This is a genomic window from Herbaspirillum sp. ST 5-3 (genome assembly GCF_004804275.1).
Taxonomy (GTDB): Bacteria; Pseudomonadota; Gammaproteobacteria; order Burkholderiales; family Burkholderiaceae_D; genus Noviherbaspirillum.
In genome coordinates this window covers 82,999-102,401 of the sequence record NZ_STGI01000005.1, presented here as the reverse complement: position 1 = coordinate 102,401, position 19,403 = coordinate 82,999, and the positions used below count along the sequence as shown (strand labels likewise).

Annotated in this window: 16 protein-coding genes and 1 tRNA gene; 11 read left to right on the top strand and 6 right to left on the bottom strand. The window is 61.6% G+C overall.

All coding sequences use genetic code 11. The features are described from left to right. Positions 1 to 15: 15 nt before the first annotated feature. Positions 16 to 360, bottom strand: coding sequence for a hypothetical protein (locus E6W33_RS11990; protein WP_136417555.1), 345 nt, complete (start codon positions 358 to 360; stop codon positions 16 to 18). Between the two features lie 151 nt (positions 361 to 511). On the opposite strand from E6W33_RS11990, the gene pepN reads away from it, so the two are divergent. Together pepN and E6W33_RS11980 are read left to right on the top strand one after the other, a co-directional pair. Next, entirely contained in the window at positions 512 to 3,181 is a 2,670-nt protein-coding gene (gene pepN / locus E6W33_RS11985) for an aminopeptidase N (protein WP_136417554.1), read from the top strand. A 16-nt stretch (positions 3,182 to 3,197) separates the two neighbouring features. Continuing rightward, on the top strand, positions 3,198 to 4,199 hold the full coding sequence (locus tag E6W33_RS11980) for a class 1 fructose-bisphosphatase (protein WP_136417553.1): 1,002 nt from the start codon (positions 3,198 to 3,200) through the stop codon (positions 4,197 to 4,199). Between the two features lie 42 nt (positions 4,200 to 4,241). On the opposite strand, the gene E6W33_RS11975 is transcribed toward E6W33_RS11980, so the two are convergent. Then, positions 4,242 to 6,497, bottom strand: coding sequence for an ATP-binding protein (locus E6W33_RS11975; RefSeq protein ID WP_136417552.1), 2,256 nt, complete (start codon positions 6,495 to 6,497; stop codon positions 4,242 to 4,244). A 255-nt stretch (positions 6,498 to 6,752) separates the two neighbouring features. On the opposite strand from E6W33_RS11975, the gene E6W33_RS11970 reads away from it, so the two are divergent. The 6 genes from E6W33_RS11970 to E6W33_RS11945 all read left to right on the top strand — a co-directional run bounded on the left by E6W33_RS11970 (position 6,753) and on the right by E6W33_RS11945 (position 12,777). Then, positions 6,753 to 6,828: transfer RNA gene (locus E6W33_RS11970), tRNA-Thr, on the top strand. Between the two features lie 281 nt (positions 6,829 to 7,109). Beyond that, complete coding sequence (locus E6W33_RS11965) at positions 7,110 to 8,948, top strand: diguanylate cyclase (protein WP_168798620.1); 1,839 nt, start codon at positions 7,110 to 7,112, stop codon at positions 8,946 to 8,948. Between the two features lie 131 nt (positions 8,949 to 9,079). After that, on the top strand, positions 9,080 to 9,766 hold the full coding sequence (gene grpE, locus E6W33_RS11960) for a nucleotide exchange factor GrpE (protein WP_136417550.1): 687 nt from the start codon (positions 9,080 to 9,082) through the stop codon (positions 9,764 to 9,766). Between the two features lie 61 nt (positions 9,767 to 9,827). Then, on the top strand, positions 9,828 to 11,750 hold the full coding sequence (dnaK, locus tag E6W33_RS11955) for a molecular chaperone DnaK (protein ID WP_136417549.1): 1,923 nt from the start codon (positions 9,828 to 9,830) through the stop codon (positions 11,748 to 11,750). A 99-nt stretch (positions 11,751 to 11,849) separates the two neighbouring features. Beyond that, the gene (locus E6W33_RS11950) at positions 11,850 to 12,041 is read left to right on the top strand and encodes a DUF3460 family protein (protein ID WP_136417548.1); all 192 of its coding nucleotides are present in this window, start codon (positions 11,850 to 11,852) and stop codon (positions 12,039 to 12,041) included. Between the two features lie 151 nt (positions 12,042 to 12,192). Beyond that, a complete protein-coding gene (locus E6W33_RS11945) occupies positions 12,193 to 12,777 on the top strand; it encodes a phasin family protein (RefSeq protein WP_136417547.1) in 585 nt (194 codons plus the stop codon). Here E6W33_RS11945 and E6W33_RS11940 read toward each other — a convergent pair. Beyond that, the gene (locus E6W33_RS11940; RefSeq protein WP_136417546.1) at positions 12,774 to 13,385 is read right to left on the bottom strand and encodes an isochorismatase family protein; all 612 of its coding nucleotides are present in this window, start codon (positions 13,383 to 13,385) and stop codon (positions 12,774 to 12,776) included. The two genes, E6W33_RS11945 and E6W33_RS11940, sit on opposite strands and share 4 nt — an antisense overlap. 211 nt (positions 13,386 to 13,596) lie before the next feature. On the opposite strand from E6W33_RS11940, the gene E6W33_RS11935 reads away from it, so the two are divergent. Together E6W33_RS11935 and E6W33_RS11930 are read left to right on the top strand one after the other, a co-directional pair. After that, positions 13,597 to 14,985: a nicotinate phosphoribosyltransferase gene (locus tag E6W33_RS11935; protein WP_136417545.1), complete on the top strand. Its 1,389-nt coding sequence runs from the start codon at positions 13,597 to 13,599 to the stop codon at positions 14,983 to 14,985. Positions 14,986 to 15,135: 150 nt separating this feature from the next. After that, positions 15,136 to 15,585, top strand: a complete 450-nt coding sequence (locus tag E6W33_RS11930) for a CBS domain-containing protein (RefSeq protein WP_136417544.1) — start codon at positions 15,136 to 15,138, stop codon at positions 15,583 to 15,585. Positions 15,586 to 15,611: 26 nt separating this feature from the next. On the opposite strand, the gene E6W33_RS11925 is transcribed toward E6W33_RS11930, so the two are convergent. Continuing rightward, positions 15,612 to 16,580 (bottom strand): acetyltransferase, encoded by a 969-nt coding sequence (locus E6W33_RS11925; RefSeq protein ID WP_136417543.1) that lies wholly within the window; start codon positions 16,578 to 16,580, stop codon positions 15,612 to 15,614. A gap of 16 nt (positions 16,581 to 16,596) precedes the next feature. Between E6W33_RS11925 and E6W33_RS11920 the strand changes: the two genes are divergently transcribed. Continuing rightward, entirely contained in the window at positions 16,597 to 17,613 is a 1,017-nt protein-coding gene (locus E6W33_RS11920; RefSeq protein ID WP_136417542.1) for a ribose-phosphate pyrophosphokinase, read from the top strand. Between the two features lie 120 nt (positions 17,614 to 17,733). On the opposite strand, the gene E6W33_RS11915 is transcribed toward E6W33_RS11920, so the two are convergent. Continuing rightward, complete coding sequence (locus E6W33_RS11915; protein ID WP_136417541.1) at positions 17,734 to 18,744, bottom strand: hypothetical protein; 1,011 nt, start codon at positions 18,742 to 18,744, stop codon at positions 17,734 to 17,736. Next, a complete protein-coding gene (locus E6W33_RS11910; RefSeq protein ID WP_136417540.1) occupies positions 18,731 to 19,396 on the bottom strand; it encodes a phosphoribosyltransferase family protein in 666 nt (221 codons plus the stop codon). Before E6W33_RS11910 ends, E6W33_RS11915 begins: the two co-directional genes overlap by 14 nt. Positions 19,397 to 19,403: the final 7 nt, after the last annotated feature.

Sequence of the window (19,403 nt, the reverse complement as noted above, 5' to 3'; positions counted from 1 at the left end):
TGGGGCAATGGGCGCTCAGCGCGGACTTTCAAAGAAGATGTAATTCGAGCCGAAATCACTGATTTCGAAGTAGACCTTCTTTTCGCCGGAATCGGCCACCATGTTGAAGTTTTCGTCCAGCACGCCGTAGCCGTAGCGGTAGGAGCGCGGCCTGTTGTCGTCGGTGCCCATGGCCGTCGAGATCTTGTCGATATGGATGAAGCGCCGCACCAGCTTGTCGCCGGCATAGAACTCCAGCACGCCGTTGGTTCCGGTCCAGTTCTGCACCGAGCGGCTGATCTTGTTTTGTTGCTCTTGTGTACAGGCGGCCAGCAGCAAGGCTGTTCCGACCGCTAAAAACGCAAGGGATGACTTCTTCATGCTGCGGGGCTCCTCTCGATGCTTGACCGGCCATGGAGGTACATGCGTTTGCGCAAGAACGCAGCACCGCCTAATACAAGTCAATACACCCTCTATCCACGGGTTGGTAGAATACCAGTTTGCGCCATTTTCCTCTGATTCAAGCCCCCATATGCGTACAGACACTCCGCAGACGATTTATCGCAAGGACTACACGCCGCCCGGCTTCCTGGTTGAGACCGTCGAAATGGGTTTCGACCTCGATCCCGAGTCAACCCGCGTAGCCACCCGCCTGACCTTGCGGCGCAACCCCGCCAGCAAAGGCAAGAGCCTTCTGCTGTACGGCGAAGCCTTGCGCCTGGTGCAGTTGCGCATGAACGGCAAGTCCTTGACCAAGCGCGCCTACACGCTCGGGCAGGGAACGCTGGAAATCTTCAATCCGCCGAACGAGGTGACGCTGGAAATCGAAACCGTCACCCATCCGAACCTGAATACCTCGCTGATGGGCCTGTACGTGTCCAACGGCAATTTCTTCACCCAATGTGAAGCCGAAGGCTTCCGCAAGATCACCTATTTCCCCGACCGCCCGGATGTGATGGCGAAATACAAGGTGATGCTGCGCGCCGACAAGGAAAAATACCCGGTGCTGCTGTCGAACGGCAACCTGGTTGAAGAGGGCGACCTGGGCGATGGCCGTCACTATGCGGTATGGGAAGATCCATTCAAGAAACCGTCCTATCTGTTCGCCCTGGTGGCCGGCAAGCTGGTTCGGCAGGAAGAAAAATATACGCTCAAGTCGGGCCGCGAAGTGCTGCTGCAGGTCTGGGTGGAAGAGGGCAACCTCGACAAGACCCAGCATGCGATGGATTCCCTGAAAAACAGCATCCGCTGGGATGAGGAGCGCTTCGGGCTGGAACTCGACCTTGACCGCTTCATGATCGTCGCCGTCGGCGACTTCAACATGGGCGCGATGGAAAACAAGGGCCTGAACATTTTCAACACCAAGTATGTGCTGGCCAATCCGCGCATTGCGACCGACACCGACTACGCGGGCATCGAATCGGTAGTCGGCCATGAGTACTTCCACAACTGGACGGGCAATCGCGTCACCTGCCGCGACTGGTTCCAGCTGTCGCTGAAGGAAGGCCTCACCGTATTCCGCGACCAGGAGTTTTCCGCCGACATGATCGGCTCGGCGAGCGGCCGCGCGGTCAAGCGCATCGAGGACGTGCGCGTGCTGCGCCAGGCGCAGTTCCCGGAAGATGCGGGGCCGATGGCGCATCCGGTGCGTCCCGATTCCTATGTCGAGATCAACAACTTCTACACCGTCACGGTCTATGAAAAGGGCGCCGAAGTAGTGCGCATGTACCAGACCCTGCTCGGCCGCGAAGGCTTCCGCAAGGGCATGGACCTGTATTTCCAGCGCCATGACGGCCAGGCGGTGGCCTGCGACGATTTCCGCGCCGCCATGGCTGACGCCAACGGCCGCGACCTGTCGCAGTTCGAGCGCTGGTACAGCCAGGCCGGCACGCCGCATGTGAAAGTGGAAGCGCAATACGACGTCGATGCGCAGACCTGCACGCTCACGCTCACGCAATCCTGCCCGCCGACGCCGGGCCAGGCGAGCAAGGAGCCGCTGCATATTCCAATCGCAATCGGCCTGCTCGACAGCCGTGGCAATGACCTGCCTCTGCATTGCGAAGGCATCAACAACGACGGCGCCGCGCCGACGACCATGGTGCTGGAACTGACCGAGCGCAGCCAGACCTTCCGTTTCACCCAGGTGCCGCAACAGCCGGTGCCATCGGTGCTGCGCGACTTTTCCGCGCCGGTCGTGCTCGATATCGAGTACACCGACAACGAGCTCGCCTTCCTGATGGCGCATGACAGCGATGCCTTCAACCGCTGGGAAGCCGGGCAGCGCCTGGCGATGCGCCGCATGCTGAAGCTGACCTCCGCAGTGCTGGAAAACCACGCGCTCAGCGACGCGGAGCTGGCGGAAAATGTCCTCAACAAGGCGTTTCGCGCAACGCTCAACGACACCGTGCTCGACCCCGCGTTCCGCGAACTTGCGCTGATCCTGCCGTCGGAAACCGTGGTGGCCGAACAGATGGACGTGATCGATCCGCACGCCATCCACGCGGTGCGCCAGTTCCTGCGCCGCTCGCTGGCCAGTGCCTTGCGCGTCGACTGGCTGGTCGCGTATCAATCCAATCGCACGCCGGGCAGTTACACGCCCGATCCCGAATCGTGCGGCAAGCGCGCCCTGAAAAACCTCACGCTTGCCTACCTGATCGAACTCGACGATGCCGACGCGCACCAGCTCGCGCAGAACCAGTACGACCACGCCAACAACATGACCGATCGCATCGCTGCGCTCACCGCGCTGACCAACAGCAGCGCGCCCGGCAAGGTGGCGGCGCTGGAGCGCTTCTATGAAGAGTTTGAACAGGAGGCGCTGGTCGTCGACAAGTGGTTCTCCTTGCAGGCCACGGCGCGCACCACCGACGTCAAGGCCGTACGCGAACTGATGCAGCATCCGGCCTTTACGCTGAAGAATCCGAACCGTGCGCGCAGCCTGATCTTCAGTTTCTGCAACGCCAATCCCTCGCAGTTCCACGCGATCGACGGCAGCGGCTACGAATTCTGGGCCGAGCAGGTGATTGCGCTCAACGCCATCAACCCGCAGGTCGCCGCTCGCCTGGCACGCAGCCTCGATCGCTGGCGCAAGTACGCACCGGCCCTGCAGGAAAAAATGCACGCCGCGCTGAAGAAAGTCGCCGAAACCAAGGCCCTGTCGAAAGACGTGCTCGAAGTCGTCACCAAGTCCCTCGCCAACTAACTCATCGGAAAGACCCATGAAAAGAATCAGCCTCACGCAGTACCTTGTTGAAGAGCAGCGCCTGCATAACAGCATTCCGGCTGAACTGCGCCTGTTGATCGAAGTGGTCGCGCGCGCCTGCAAAACCATCAGCCATGCAGTCGGCAAGGGAGCGTTGGGCGAGGTCCTCGGCAGCGCAGAAAGCGAGAACGTGCAGGGCGAGGTGCAGAAGAAACTGGACATTCTGTCCAATGAAATGCTGCTCGAAGCGAACGAGTGGGGCGGCCACCTGGCGGCGATGGCCTCCGAGGAAATGGAAACCATCCACCCCATCCCCAACCGCTATCCGAAGGGCGAATACCTGCTGCTGTTCGATCCGCTCGACGGCTCCTCCAACATCGACGTCAACGTCTCCATCGGCACCATCTTCTCGGTGCTGAAAGCGCCGGAAGGCATGGGAGAGCCGACCGAAGACGCCTTCCTGCAACCCGGTGCGAAGCAGGTTGCCGCGGGCTATGCGGTTTACGGCCCGCAGACCGTGCTGGTCCTGACCACCGGCGCCGGCGTGAACTGCTTCACACTCGACCGTGAAATGGGTTCATGGGTGCTCACGCACCGCGACATGAAGATCCCGTCCGAGACCAAGGAATTCGCGATCAACGCGTCCAACTCCCGTCACTGGCATCCGCCGGTCAAGCGCTACATCGACGAAATGCTGGCCGGCGAAACCGGTCCGCGCGGCAAGAACTTCAACATGCGCTGGATCGCCTCGATGGTGGCCGACGTGCACCGCATCCTGAATCGCGGCGGCATCTTCATGTATCCCGCCGATGCGCGCGAACCGGACAAGCCGGGCAAGCTGCGCCTGATGTACGAAGCCAACCCGATGGCCTTCATCGTCGAGCAGGCCGGCGGCGCCGCGACCAACGGCAAGCAACGCATCCTCGACATCCAGCCGCAGAAGCTGCATGAGCGGGTGGCGGTGTTCCTGGGATCGAAGAGCGAAGTGGAGCGCGTGACGAGCTACCACTTCGAGTAATCATCGCCGCATGATCGACCGGGTGAAATTTCTCCCGGTCGATCATGCAGTCTGCAATTCCGTCCGCGCCGTTTGCGGCGCACGCAGCGGCAGCACCAGCGTCAGTGTCGTGCCCGCGCCCGGCCTGCTCTGCAGCTCAATTTCCCCGCCCAATACACCGGTCACCAGGTTGTAGACGATATTCATCCCCAGTCCCGACCCGCCTTGCCCGAGCTTGGTTGTGAAGAAGGGATCGAACACGCGCTTCTGGTCCGCTTCGGGAATGCCGATGCCGTCATCGCTGAAGATGATTTCCACATGCGAATCATCCAGCTTGCGCGTGGCAAGGCGCATCGTTCCGTTGGGACGTCCCTCGAAGGCGTGCGTCAGCGAATTGTTGATGAAGTTGGTGATCACCTGGCCCAGCGGCCCCGGATAACTGTCGAGTTCGATGCCCGACGTCAGATCCAGCACCAGCGTGTAAGGCGTCTTCTTGTAGGAAGGCGCAAGCGTTACCGCCACTTCCTGCAACGCGTTCTGCAAGTCGAAGCATCGGCGCTGATCGCTGGCCTGATCGACGGCCACCTGCTTGAAACTGCTCACCAGTTCCGATGCGCGCCTGAGCGTGCGCAGCAGGAGTTCGGTGCCGGCTGACGCGTTGGCCAGGTATTGTTCAAACAGCGAGCGGCGCAAGCGGCCCGCGCGTTCGTCGCTCAGCACCGTTTCGGTTTGTTCCATCAGCGTGCTCGCCACCGTGACGCTATTGCCGATCGGCGTGTTCAGCTCATGCGCCACGCCGGCCACCAGCGAGCCGAGCGCCGCCATCTTTTCGGAGCGGATCAGTTTGCGCTGCATGTTTTGCAGCGAGGCCAGCGCATCGGCCAGTTCGGTATTGGCCTGCTCCAGATTGAGGGTACGCACGCGCACCCTCTCTTCCAGCTCGGCATTGAGCTCGCGAATCTCATGTTCGATCGTGCGCAGGTGCGTGATATCGACCAGCGAAAAGATGAACATCTGCTCGTTCACGGTCTCGAACAACCTGCCCGACACCTGGCAAACCAGGATGCGTCCGTCCTTGTGGCGATAGCGCACCTCCGTCCGTTCGACGCCTCCTTCGCGCACCAGTTGATCGATCAGCGCCTGCCGCTCCGCCGGCGCGGCCCACACACCGATTTCCAATGCGGTTCGCCCGATCACTTCCTCGCGCGCGTAGCCGAATTGTTCTGTCCATGCGCCGTTGATTTCCACGTATTGATCGTTGGCCAGCCTGACCAGTGCGAGCGGCACCGGCGAACGCTGGAAAATAGTGACGAATTTGTGCTCGCTGTTGCGCAGCGATTCTTCCGACTCGCGCAAGCGGCGGATATGGACGATCAGGAAAAAAGTGAGCACGCAGATAAAGCCGATCATCGCGGCGGAGAATGCAATGCGGTTGGTCGTGCGCACACGCCAGTCGGCCAGAATGCTGTCGAAGTCGCGCCCGTACACCGTCGTCACCGGCAGGCCCTTGATCTTGCGGTAGGTATACAGCCGCGGCAGCTCGTCGTCGAGCAGGGAGTCGTCCTCGAACGAACCTTCCACGTCCGCGTCGCGCAATTGCTGCAAAACGGCGTAGTGCGCGATGTCTCGGTTTGCGTAGCGCGCCTCGAAGGGCGAGCGCACGACAATGAAACCGTCATTCGCCAGCAGCGACACCATCGCATTGCTGTCTTTGGCGACGCGCGAATATACGTCGGCGAAATAGGAAAGGCGGATATCGATGCTGATCAGGCCGACATGCCGGCCGTTGCGGGCATAGAGATTGCGGCCGACCGGCACCACCAGTTCGCTGTCGTAAGGGCTCTGGAACGGACGCCCGAGACGCGCCCGCGTGTCGCTCGGCGTGGAAAGCAGGTAGCGCACATAATCGCGGTCGCCGACATCGGCACGGTGCGACGGATAGTCGCGCGAGGTGATCCAGCTTTGGCCCTTCAGGTTGATGTACTGGATCGCCTTCAGGTAGCGATAATCCTGCAGGCCCTGCGCATGCACCTCGCGTATGGCCACTGCCTCGCTGAAACCGTCTTCGCTGGCCGCGTGAATCGCGGCGGTAACCGCATTGAATTTGCGCTCGGCGTCCTGCAAGGTCTGGGTCGCATGCTCTTCCAGAATCCGCACGGTCACCAGACCGTTGGCTTTTTCCGATTCAAGCGTGAGCTGGCGGTCTTGCAGGATCACCCACCAGGTCTGGCCGACGACGGCGGCAATGGTGAGGGCGACAAAGAACAGAAGGGTAGGGCCGGCACCGGCGCGCCGATGAGCAAGCATGTTTGCATTCATCGAGACCTCCTCCCCACGACGGGCCGCTTTTCGTTCGGAGCCGGCATCTTGTTTCCCGGCAGCGGATGCGCGGAAAATAGTTGTTGACCATTTTACTCACGTTTTTTCTGGTTGATGACTGTCTGGAAACTTTATTCCTTGTGCGACGGCATGGATTTTTCGGCGCTGAAAACGTTCATAGCAGATGGTTGCGGAGACAATGCCGCACGCCGCGCTAGCGCGTTCGTAACTTTTCTTGATAGAATACGCGTTTTCGCTGATGTAGCTCAGTTGGTAGAGCAACTGATTCGTAATCAGTAGGTCGGAGGTTCGACTCCTCTCATCAGCACCAGAAAATGCAAAGGGTTCGCAGTTTTGCGAACCCTTTTTGTTTCTGGGCTTCCTCCGGCGAATCTGGCGAGGCCAACCAGGGCCCGCCACCGTGGCAGTTTCTCGTCGCCGGAACACTTCCCCCGCAAGAACCCGATCCCCGAGCCTCCCCTCAAATTTATTGCTTTATCTCAATATTGATTTCAGTCAATAATGGTGACCAACAGTGCGTTTTCCGGGCATATGCCCCTGCCTCCGGGCTTCTTCCGCCTTCGCCCAGCGGTTCTTGACGTAACGGCAAGCATGAGAGAGTCGACACTTCATCTGCGCGACGCCTGGACGAGAGCACGTCGTCTGCTCTTGTTGTTTGCTGTGCTTTTCTTCGGGCTGAGCCGGCTCGCGACAGCCGATGCGCTGGTTCTGCGCGAGGGAAACGGGCGCTACGAGCCGGGAAGGTATTTGAGTTATCTCGAAGATAACTCGGGGCGGCTGGGCATTGCCGATGTCATGGGGGAGAAAGCGGGCAAGCCGTTCAAACGTGCGGAGTCCGACCGGCTGGCCTTTGGTTTTACGGACTCGGCCTACTGGTATCGGTTTCAGCTCCGGAATGCGGATTCATCGATATCCGACTGGATCCTGGAAGTGCAATATCCCTTGCTGGATCTGATCGAAGTCTATCTCGTTTATCCCGGCAATCGCATCGTCTCGCTCAGAAGCGGCGACACGATGCCGTTCTCGCAGCGGGAAATCAAGCATCGCAATTTCAGCTTTCCGGTTTCTCTGGCGCGCGGTGAAGCGGCCACGATTTTCCTGCGCGTGAAGACGGAAAGCTCGATGCAGATGCCGCTGATGCTGTGGAGCGCGAAGGCATTCATCGCGAAGGACCATGAGGAGCAGGTCGGGCTGGGTCTGTATTACGGCATCCTGCTGGCGATGTTCGGCTACAACCTGATGATTTTCCTCTCCATCCGGGATATCAATTATCTCTACTACCTGCATTACATCGGCGGCTGGATCGTGTTCCAGATGTCGCTCAACGGGCTGGCCTTCGAATATCTGTGGCCGGAGTCGCCGGGATGGGGAAATCAGGCGACGCCCTTCCTTCTTTTTTTCGTCGGGGCGGGCGTGATCCAGTTCACGCGCGCCTTCCTGCAACTGAAGGAGCATCTGCCGAAGTTCGACGTGATGTTCCGCGCATTTTTCTGGATTGCGCTGGCGCTGGCGGCAAGCACCTTCGTGCTGCGCTACGGGATTGCGATCAGGCTGGCGAATGGCCTGGGGCTGGTCGCGCTCGCGCTGATCCTGCTTGCCGGCGGCTTGAGCCTGAAGCTGCGCGTGCGGCAGGCGCGCTATTTCATGGTGGCGTGGATTGCGCTGCTGATCGGGAGCATTATCTTCATCCTCAGGCAGTTCGGCATTCTGCCGAGCGCGTTCCTGATCGACTACGGCATGCAGATCGGTTCGGCGCTGGAAGTGATCCTGCTGTCGCTGGCGCTCGCGCAGCGCATACGCATGCTGAAGGATGAGAATGTGCGCATCCAGAAGGAGGCGACGGAGCTGCTGGAGGTGCGCGTGCAGCAGCGCACGCAGGAACTCGACAGCGCGCTGAAGGACCTTTCCGTCGCGAGCGAAAAGCTGCGCGATCTCAGTCTTACCGATGCCTTGACCGAGTGCAAGAACCGCGCATGTTTCAATGCGGTGCTGGAGGAGGAATGGCAATCTGCGCGCAACGGGCGCCGGGCGATCAGCTTGTTGATGCTGGACATCGATCACTTCAAGCAGATCAATGATACCTATGGCCATCTCGGCGGCGATGCCTGCCTCAGGCAGATGGCGCAGGCTATCCGGGAGCTGATTCGCCGCCCGGGCGACGAGGCTTTCCGCTATGGCGGCGAGGAGTTCGCCGTGCTGCTGCCGAATACGGATCTTGCGGGCGCGATCCATCTCGGCAAGATCATCCTCGACAAGGTCGCGTCGCTGCAGGTCGTATATGAAGGCAAGCAGATTCCGGTGACCGTCAGCATCGGCGCTGCGAGCATGGTGCCCGAGGCGGGCATGAGCAGCGGGGCGCTGATCGGCGACGCGGATCGCGCGCTGTATGAAGCCAAGCGCCGCGGGCGCAACAAGGTCTGCCATTTCTGACCGGCTTGTTGCCTTCCATCTTGCGGCACGTGTAACAGTGGCGCTGAAATCCCCCGTTTCTTGAACCGTGGCGGCCTTCCGGGGTCATCACCTGTGTCGACTTTTCCACTCAGCGCACAGGAGGATTTTCCATGGAAACGCAGGAGAATTTGCGAGAGCAGGCGCAGAAAAAATCAGGCGAACCTATCACGCCACCATCGGAACCCGTCACACCGCCGTCGGAACCCGTCACGCCAGCCAGCGAACCTTTAACGCAGCCGCCCGAGCCGGTGACGCCCGCGCCGGAACCCGGCACGCAAGATGATGCGCCGGCATCGATGCGCGACGACAGCATGCTCGACAGAAAAATTGCGGAAGCGAAAGAACAGGCGGCGCAACTGCAGGACGCGCTGCTGCGTGCGATGGCCGATGCGGAGAACTTGCGGCGGCGCGCGCAGGAAGATATTGCCAAGGCGCACAAGTTCGCGGTGGAGGACTTTGCGGAAGCCTTGGTGCCGGTCAAGGACAGTCTCGAAGCAGCGCTCAATATCGATACATCGTCGGTGGATTCATTCAAGCAAGGCGTGGAGATGACGCTGAAGCAGCTCTCCTCGGCCTTCACGAAAAACCGGCTGACGGAAATCAGCCCGGCGCCCGGCGAGCAGTTCGATCCGATGAAACACCAGGCGATTTCCGTGGTGCCTGCGGAGCAGGGCGCCAACTCGATCGTCAATGTTCTGCAGAAGGGCTACATGATTGCCGATCGCTTGTTGCGGCCCGCGCTGGTGACGGTGTCGGAGGAAAGGCCGCGCCCGCCGGCTTCCGGCCCGGGGTCTTGAAAACAGGGTTCGACTTTATATATTCAATAGCGAATCGGACTAATTCGTAAGAGGTGAAATCATGGCCAAGATTATCGGTATCGACCTCGGTACCACCAATTCCTGCGTCGCCATCATGGAAGGCGGGCAGCCGAAGGTGATTGAAAATTCCGAAGGCTCGCGCACCACGCCTTCGGTCGTTGCTTATCAGGATGATGGCGAAATTCTCGTTGGTGCACCGGCCAAGCGGCAGGCGGTGACCAACTCGAAGAACACGCTGTATGCGGTCAAGCGCCTGATCGGACGCAAGTTCGACGAGAAGGAAGTGCAAAAGGACATCGACCTGATGCCCTACAAGATCATCAAGGCCGACAATGGCGACGCCTGGATCGAGGTGCGGGGCAAGAAGCTCGCGCCGCCGCAGGTGTCGGCGGAAGTGCTGCGCAAGATGAAGAAGACGGCGGAGGATTATCTCGGCGAGAGCGTGACGGAAGCAGTGATCACCGTGCCGGCCTACTTCAACGATTCGCAGCGCCAGGCAACCAAGGACGCCGGCCGCATCGCCGGCCTGGATGTCAAGCGCATCATCAACGAGCCGACCGCGGCGGCACTCGCATTCGGCCTGGACAAGACCACCAAGGCGGAGCACAAGATCGCGGTGTACGATCTGGGCGGCGGCACCTTCGATATCTCGATCATCGAGATCGCCGACATCAGCGGTGAAAAGCAGTTCGAAGTGCTGTCGACCAACGGCGACACCTTCCTCGGCGGCGAAGATTTCGATCAGCGGCTGATCAATTACATCATCGACGAATTCAACAAGATCAACGGCATCGACCTCGGAAAGGATGCGATCGCCCTGCAGCGTATCAAGAGCGCCGCCGAGCGCGCGAAGATCGAGTTGTCGTCCACCCAGCAGACCGAAATCAACGAGCCGTACATCGCGATGGCGAACGGCGCGCCGGTGCACATGAACATGAAGATCACGCGCGCCAAGCTGGAATCGCTGGTGGAGGACCTGATCCAGAAGACCATCGAGCCCTGCCGCATTGCGCTGAAAGACGCCGGCATCAAGGCATCCGACGTGCATGACGTGATCCTCGTCGGCGGCCAGACGCGCATGCCGAAGGTGCAGGAAAAGGTGAAGGAATTCTTCGGCAAGGAGCCGCGCAAGGACGTCAATCCGGATGAGGCAGTGGCGGTCGGTGCGGCGGTACAAGGTTCGGTGTTGTCCGGCGAACGCAAAGATTTGCTGCTGCTGGACGTGACCCCGCTGTCGCTCGGCATCGAGACCCTGGGCGGCGTGATGTCGAAGATGATCGAAAAAAACACCACGATCCCGACCAAGTTCAGCCAGGTGTTCTCGACGGCGGAAGACAACCAGCCGGCGGTGACCATCAAGGTGTTTCAGGGCGAGCGTGAAATGGCGAGCGGCAACAAGCTGCTGGGCGAATTCAACCTGGAGGGCATTCCGCCCGCGTCGCGCGGCATTCCGCAGATCGAGGTGACCTTCGACATCGATGCCAATGGCATCCTGCATGTCGGCGCGAAGGACAAGGCTTCCGGCAAGGAAAACAAGATCACCATCAAGGCCAATTCCGGCCTGACCGAGGATGAGATCCGCAAGATGGAGCGGGACGCCGAGCGTTATGCGGAAGAAGACAAGCGCCTGCGCGCCCTGGCCGAAAGCCGCAATCAGGGCGATGCGCTGGTGCACTCGACGCGCAAGGCGCTGGAAGAGCACGGCGCAAAGCTTGGCGGCGGCGAGAAAGAGAAGATCGAAACCGCCATTCGGGAACTGGACGACGTTTTGAAGGGCAACGACAAGGCGGCGATCGACGCCAAGGTGGCGGCGCTGTCACGCGTGGCGGAAAAACTCGGGGAAGCGATGTACGCCGACACGCAGGCGCGTCAGGCGGCCGATGCTGCGGCCGCCGGCGCGAGCGAGCAGCAGGCGGGCGGCGAAGATGTGGTCGATGCCGAGTTCAAGGAAGTCAAGAAATAGGCAAGGGTGCGGCGAGAAGGCGATGCTGCGTTCCCGCCATGCCCATGCTCACATGTTTCATGAACGAAGACAGCAGCAGGTTTATCGGAGGTGAAACCGATGAAACACTATCGCAACTACGTATCGGAATTCTCGACCTTTCTCAGCGACCTGAAGCAGGACCATCCGGAGATCGACAAGGGGCAACGCGACGGCCGCAAGATACTGTGGGACAAACCGCCGGTTTCTCCGGATGAATTGCAGCTGGCCATGCATTCGGAGGTCAAGATGAAGCCCTACATCTATGACTAAGAGACCCACACGAAGCTTGTCGCGCATCAGACGCGACGGCCACCTGCGACGAGCACAATAGCAAACAGGATTCTTGTGCAGGCTGGCGGTGTGGTTTCGTGCTTTCATGTCCGCTGCGCGCAGTCGTCGATTTTTCTTGAGGAGAAATTCCATGCCGTCGATTCCAGAGCAACTTGCATCCGCCACTCGCGCCAATTTCGAAGCTCAGCTCGGCCTGATCAATGCGCTGACGAGCAAGGCATTTGAAGGCGTGGAAAAAATCATCGAACTGAATCTCAATGCCACCCGGGCTTCACTCGATGAAGTCTCGGAAGCCGTGAAGCAGACCAGCGCCGCGAAAGATACGCAGGACCTGTTTTCCAGCGCCGCCGCGCAGGCGCAGCCCAATGCCGAGAAAGCGATCGATTACAGCCGTCAGCTGGCGGAAATCAGCGCCAACATGCAGGCGGAATTTGCCCGGGCCGCCGAGGCACAAGTCGTTCAGGTGGCGGAAACCACGCGCACCTTGAGAAACCTGGTGGATGAAGCGTCAAAGAACACGCCGCCCGGATCCGAAAGCACAATCGCGATGATGAAGACCGCTATCGACAATGCGAACTCGGGCTACGAACAGTTGGCGAAGAATGCCAGGCTTGCGGTCGATACGCTGCGCGACAGCATGAGCACGGCAACCAGCCAGATCATTCAGGCTGCGGAGACGATTGCGCGGGCAACCGGCCCGAATGAGAAGCACTAGGCAAAAGTACTGGTACGCGCTATCGCGTGCAGATGCGAGAGCGTCAGCGGGTGCGCACCCTGGCGTCGCATTTCCTGGATCGCGGCACCGCCGTCGCCCGGGCGCACTTCGACGGCGCGTATGGCATCGAGCAACAGCATGACCTCGAATTGTTTCTGCAGCGCATCCGACACCGTGTTCAGCACGCAATAATCGGTCGCCAGTCCGCCGATGAACAGGCGTGTCACGCCGGCGGCATGCAAACGCTCTGCGAGGTCGGTGCCTTCGAAGCCGGAATAGGCATCCTTGTCCGTCTCGGTGGCCTTGGAAATGATGGTCGTGCCAGACGGCAGTTGCAATGCGGCAGGGAATTCCGCGCCGCGGCTTTCGGCGATGCAGTGCGGCGGCCAGATGCCGCCGAAGGGCTTGAAGGAGCAATGCGTGGCGGGATGCCAGTCGCGCGTCGCGACCACCGGCAGGTGCGACTGCGTGAACAGCGCGATGTAGCGGTTGAGCACCGCGACCACTTCATCGCCGGCGGGCACCGCGAGGCTTCCGGCGGGAAGGAAATCGTTTTGCACGTCGACAATCAGCAACGCATCGTGGGGAGCCAAATGGACTGGACGCATAGGCGATACCTGCACATCAGAAAGACGTTTCCGCGCTTCGCGGCACGCGGGGAGACTCAAGTTTTACTCCGCCCGGCACCGGAATCCTTGACCCAAATCAGGCGAAGGAAGACCTTGCCGGCGATTTTCCGGATTGATATGGCGGTTCCTTCCGGCGCGGAATAGACTAGAGATATTCTTCCGCGCTGCGGTCCTCTCTTGCACTGCCACCATGAAGCTCCATTGTGAAAGCGCCTTGCTGACGGATCTCTACGAGCTCACCATGCTGCAGGCGTATTTTTCCCAGCGCATGAATGAGACCGCAGTGTTCGAGTTTTTCGTGCGCCGGCTGCCCGAGCGGCGCAATTTCCTGATGGCGGCCGGACTGGAGCAAGTCCTTTCCTATCTGACCGAGCTGCGCTTTGACCATGAAGACATCGCATGGTTGCGCGCCAGTGGAAAATTCAGCGCACCTTACATCGACTCGCTCGCCGAATTCCGCTTCACCGGGGATGTGGACGCAATGCCGGAAGGCACGGTCTTTTTCGCCGAGGAGCCGATCCTGCGCATTACCGCACCGCTGCGCGAAGCGCAATTCGTCGAAAGCCGCATCATTAACCTCCTGCAGTTCCAGACCATGGTCGCGTCCAAGGCGGCGCGTTCGGTGAATGTGGCCAACGGCAAGCGCCTTGTCGATTTCGGCTTGCGGCGCGCGCATGGCGCAGAGGCTGGCCTGCTGTCGGCGCGCGCCAGCTATCTTGCCGGCTTCGATGCAACGGCCACCACGCTTGCGGGCGCCTTGTTCGATATTCCGGTGTCCGGCACGATGGCGCACTCCTTCATCCAGGCGCACGAATCGGAAACAGATGCTTTCGCCAGCTTCGCCCGCGCCTTCCCCGACAACGCCACCTTGCTGATCGATACCTACGATACCGAAGCCGCCGCCGAGCAAGTGGTGCGGCTGGCCCAATGGCTGCAGGAAGAGGAGGGCATCCGCATCAAGGCGGTGCGTCTCGACAGCGGCGAGCTCGGCACGCTGGCCTATCGGGTGAGGGAAATCCTCGATGCGGGCGGCTGCGAGGAGATCGGTATTTTTGCCAGCGGAAACCTCGATGAATACGCGGTGCAGGAACTGACGGAGGGCGACGCGCCGATCGACGGTTTCGGCATCGGCACCCGCATGAACACTTCCGCCGACGCACCCTTCCTCGATTGCGCGTACAAGCTGGTGGAATACGCCGGCCAGCCCTGCCGCAAGCGCTCTCTCGGCAAGATGACCTGGCCGGGGAGCAAGCAGGTCTACCGCCACTACACCGCACAGGGCATCCTCGAGGGCGATGTGCTGGCGCTGGCGGACGAGGATGTCGCCGGGGAGGCGCTGCTGAAGCCAGTCATGCGCGGCGGCGCGCTGCAGTACCAGTCGCCGCCGCTATCCGTCATGCGTGCGTATGCGCAGGAGCAGCTCTCCCGCTTGCCGCTGGCCTTGCATAGTCTGGAACCGGCTTCGCCGTACCCGCTCCAAGTTTCGCGGGCATTGCAAGAACTCACGCATCAGGTGGATGAAATCCAGCGCAGCCGCGCCGACAGCGACAAGCAGAGATGGGGGCTGGAGGCGGGTTGAGCGTGCAGCATGAAACAAGGTCGCAGCAGAATTGAACGCATTTCCGTGCCGTCCGGCATCGCCGCGTGGTGGAAGGCGTTGTGTGCAGGTCCATTCACGGCGGTGGAAGCCAGCCGCACGTAGCGATTGATGGAAGCAAGGAGAAACGATATGCCGATAGGCGAGATTTGCAACGTTGACGTCATCTGCTGCGACGCCAAGGCGTCGGTGTCGGATGTGGCCAAGCTGATGCGCGAGCACCATGTTGGCGATGTGATTGTGACCGGCATGCAGGCGCAGTCCCGCGTGCCGCTGGGCATCGTGACTGACCGCGATATTGTGGTCGAGGCGGTGGCGCCGGGCATCGACCTCGGGCTGATCACGGCCGGTGACGTGATGACCTCACCCTTGATGACGGTGGACGAAAACGCCGGCCTGTTCGAGACGCTGGAGCTGATGCGCAGCCTCAAGGTCCGCCGGCTGCCGGTGGTGCGCGAAGACGGCACCCTGTTCGGCATCGTCACCGCGGATGACATCGTCAACCTGCTGTCGGTGGAGCTGGCGATGGTGTCGCGGGTGATGGCAAAGCAGCCGGACGTCGAGCGGCGCGTGCGCCAGTAGCGGGTCATTGCAGCGCGTCGCCGAATTCATTTCGCGTCCTGCGGGAAGGCCTGCTCGAACGCCTTGACGAAGTCCGGCAGGCGGTCGCGAGGCAGATGCGTGATGCCGGCCGCTGCCGCACGCCCACCGCCAGTCTCGAACTGCACGCACAGTTGCCGCGCGCCCTGCCGACGGGTGAGCGGGGCGCGCACGCTGACCGTGAATCCTTCCCGCACATTCGGCGTGAGCACAGCATGCGCGCGTCGCGGGTCGTTGTTGGCGAGGGTATTGGCGAACTCTCCGCGCACGCGGCGGCTCCATGCGGCGTCGGGCAGGACATGCACGCAACCGCCGGGAAGAACGGTGTGCGGCTGGAGCTGGCAAGCGAGTTCGATATCGTGCCGGCGCGCCTGCTTGATTTTGCCGAAGACCGGCTCGGCTTGCATGAACTGGAACGGGCTCTCGTAGCGCTCCAGGAGGGTGTACAGGGAGGCGGGATGAAGCACGGGATCGCTGTCGATGTCGCCGTAGGCGTTGTAGTTCAGGCATTCGCCGAGTTCTTGCAGGGCGGCGAGCTGCTGCGGCTGCAGCGCGAGCGATGCGGCCAATCCGCGCGCCGCCCGGCCGAAGTTGTCGCCGAAGGCCGCGACGATCGCCCACAGCCGGTGTCTGCCGCCCAGATAGCGGTCGACGATCATGCCGGTGCACACCGCCGGCGCAAGATCGATGTGCGCCTGCAGCGCCGGATGCGAAGGGATATCGCCCGAGCCGTGATGATCGAAATACTGCACCCGTACGCCGCGTTGCAGCAGCGACAGCAGCGCAGCGCGATTGACGTCGAGCGAGATATCCAGTGCCGCGACATCATCTCCCGAACGCGCGTCCACACGCTCCAGCAAGGCGATCTCGCGCTTGAGGCCGGTGATGCGGATCGCCTCGCGCGGCTCCGAAAGTCGCAGCTGGCGCAGCGCGCACATGCCGTCCGCGTCGCCGTTGAATACATCGAAACAGGTCATATCAGGAGTGACGGAAATGGTGAATCACGCATTGCAGGTTTCGGCGGCGCTGGCGGACATGCAAATCTTCGCGCTCGAAGGCAGCCGCCCTTTCGGTGAAGCGGTTGCACGGCATCTCGGCCTGGCCTTGAGCGCGCATGAGGAGCGCGGATTCGAGGACGGCGAGCACAAGGCGCGGCCGCTGACCGGCGTGCGCGGACGCGACGTGTTTGTCATCCACTCCCTGTATGGCGATGCAACGCACAGCGGCAACGACAAGCTGTGCCGCCTGCTGTTCTTCATCGGGGCGCTCAAGGATGCCGCGGCCGGACGCGTTACCGCCGTCGTTCCCTATCTCGCTTACGCGCGCAAGGACCGCAGAACGCAGCCGCGCGATCCGGTGACGACGCGCTATGTCGCCGCGCTGTTCGAGGCGGTGGGCAGCGATGCGGTGGTGACCATGGATGTGCATAATCTCGCGGCCTTTCAGAATGCCTTTCGCTGCCCGACCGAGAACCTGGAGGCGAACAAGTTGTTCGTCGCGCATTTCGCGCCGGCATTGCAAAAGGAAGAGGTGGTCGTGGTGTCGCCGGATGCCGGAGGCATCAAGCGTGCCGAAAGTTTCCGGCAGCGCCTGTCGCATGCGATCGGCAAGCCGGTCGGCGCGGCCTTTGCCGAAAAGCATCGCAGCCTGGGCGTGGTCAGCGGCGAGATGCTGGTCGGCGAGGTCGACGGTCGCGTCGCACTGATCATCGACGACCTGATCAGCAGCGGCGGCACGATCGCGCGCACCGCTCGGGCCTGCCGGCAACGCGGCGCGAAAAAAGTGATCGCGGCGGCCACGCATGGATTGTTCATGGCAGACGCGGAAACGGTGCTGGCCGATGCCGCACTGGATGGCATCGTGGTGGTCGATACGGTGCCGCCTTTCCGTCTGCACGCAGGCCCGCTCAAGGAAAAATTGATCGTGCTGGACAGCACTGCGCTGTTCGCCGAAGCGATGCGCAGGATGCACGAGGGCGGATCGGTCACCGACCTGCTGGCAGGCCGTTGAAAAACACCTGCGCGGGCCGATCCTGGGACCTGCGGTGCTCTGCGTACCGGTCGTATGCGTGCGCTCCTCGGTCCCAGTCTCGACCCGCTCGCCACGTTTTTCAACAGCCTGCTTGGGGCGTTATAAGACATGGGCCGCTTCCGCATGTTGTTCCGCGAGTTGCAGATATTCCATCGCGCGGCGCGGCCATTCGGCGGAATAGCGGAACTGCTCTTCATTCAAATGGAAAATCGCGATGCGCGCGCGAACGCAGGCCCGTACGCTCTGGTAAAAGCGGACCAGGCCGGCGTGCGGCATGTCGCCTGACAGGTCGGCATGGGCGCGCAACAGCGTATCGCCGAGCGCGGGGTTGCCCAGCCGTTCGCACTCCAGCGCAAGGAAGGACAGCTCGTCGGCGCTGTCGGTGATGCGCAGTTCGCGCGAGAATTCCAGGCAGTCGATGATGACCGGCGGATCCTCCAGGCAGACATGCTCCGCGCGCAGATCGCCATGGCCTTCCACGATCCGATGCCCCTCCACGCGTGCATCCAGCAGGGCGCCATTGCGGCCCAGCCACGCCTGCTGCGCGGCGCAGATGCGTTTGATGCGGCGCGCCGGCAGGCGGAAGGCAGGCGTGGCCAGCACGGCGCAGTTGTGATCGATGTCGCGCTCGAAACGCTGCTGGTATTCGGCCGCGTCGATGGCGACCGGCGGGCAGTCGCGGTAGAAGCGCGCGAGCAGCGCCGCGACCCGCTGCATGTCGGTGGCCTGCGCGGACCTGGTCTTGAGCATGTAGTCCAGCATGCGCGAGGCCGGCACGCGCCGCATGCGGACCAGCCAGTCGATGACCGCACCTTCGCCGCCTAGCGCCAGATGTCGCTGCTCGTTGATGACCAGCGGCACCACGTCCAGATAGACGTCAGGCGCGAGACGCCGGTTAAGGCGCACTTCTTCCTCGCAGAAAAAATGCCGCGCGTCGACCGTGCTGAAATCCAGCAGGTCGTAGTGCACCGGCTTCTTCAGCTTGTAGGCATGGCCATCGGTCAGGAATACCCAGGACATGTGCGTCTCGATCGCTTCCACCCGATAGACCGAGTCCGCATAGCTGCTGGGCTGCCGCAGGAAGGCGAGCTTCGATTCAAGCGAGATCATTGCGCTTGCCTGCGCCGGCTTGAGTCAGCACGTCGATCACGTCCTCGTCTTCGACCTGGCGGAAATTGCGGTAATAGCGGCCGACGCTGCCCATGAGCGTGAGCGGAAGCAGGCAGACGACCTTGTCGGCCAGCGGCTTGACATATTCCAGGCTGTCGAGCGCGGCGACCGGCACCGCGCAGACCAGTTCGGCCGGCTCCCGTGCGCGCGTGGCATGCAGCGCGGCGATCATCGTGGCACCGGTGGCAATGCCGTCATCGACCACGATCACGATGCGCCCCTTCGGATCGATCGGCGGGCGGCAGGGGGTGTATTGCGCGCGACGCTTTTTCAGTACCTCGAGCTGGCGCTGCTTTTCCTCCGCGACGTATCTGCTGTTCGCGCCATAGCGCTGCGCATCGGGCGTGATGTAGGTCCAGCCGGTTTCATCCACGGCGCCCAGCGCGAACTCCGGATCGTAGGGCGCGCCGAACTTGTGCACCAGCACCACATCGAGTTCGCCGTCGAGCGCGTCGGCGACCACTTTTCCCATCGGCACCGCGCCGCGCGGAATCGCCAGCACCAGCGGATTGCGTCCGCGGTAGTGTCCCAGTCGCTCCGCCAGCAGTGTCGCCGCCTGGATGCGGTCCTCGAATTGATCGTGAAAGTGCATGTCAGTG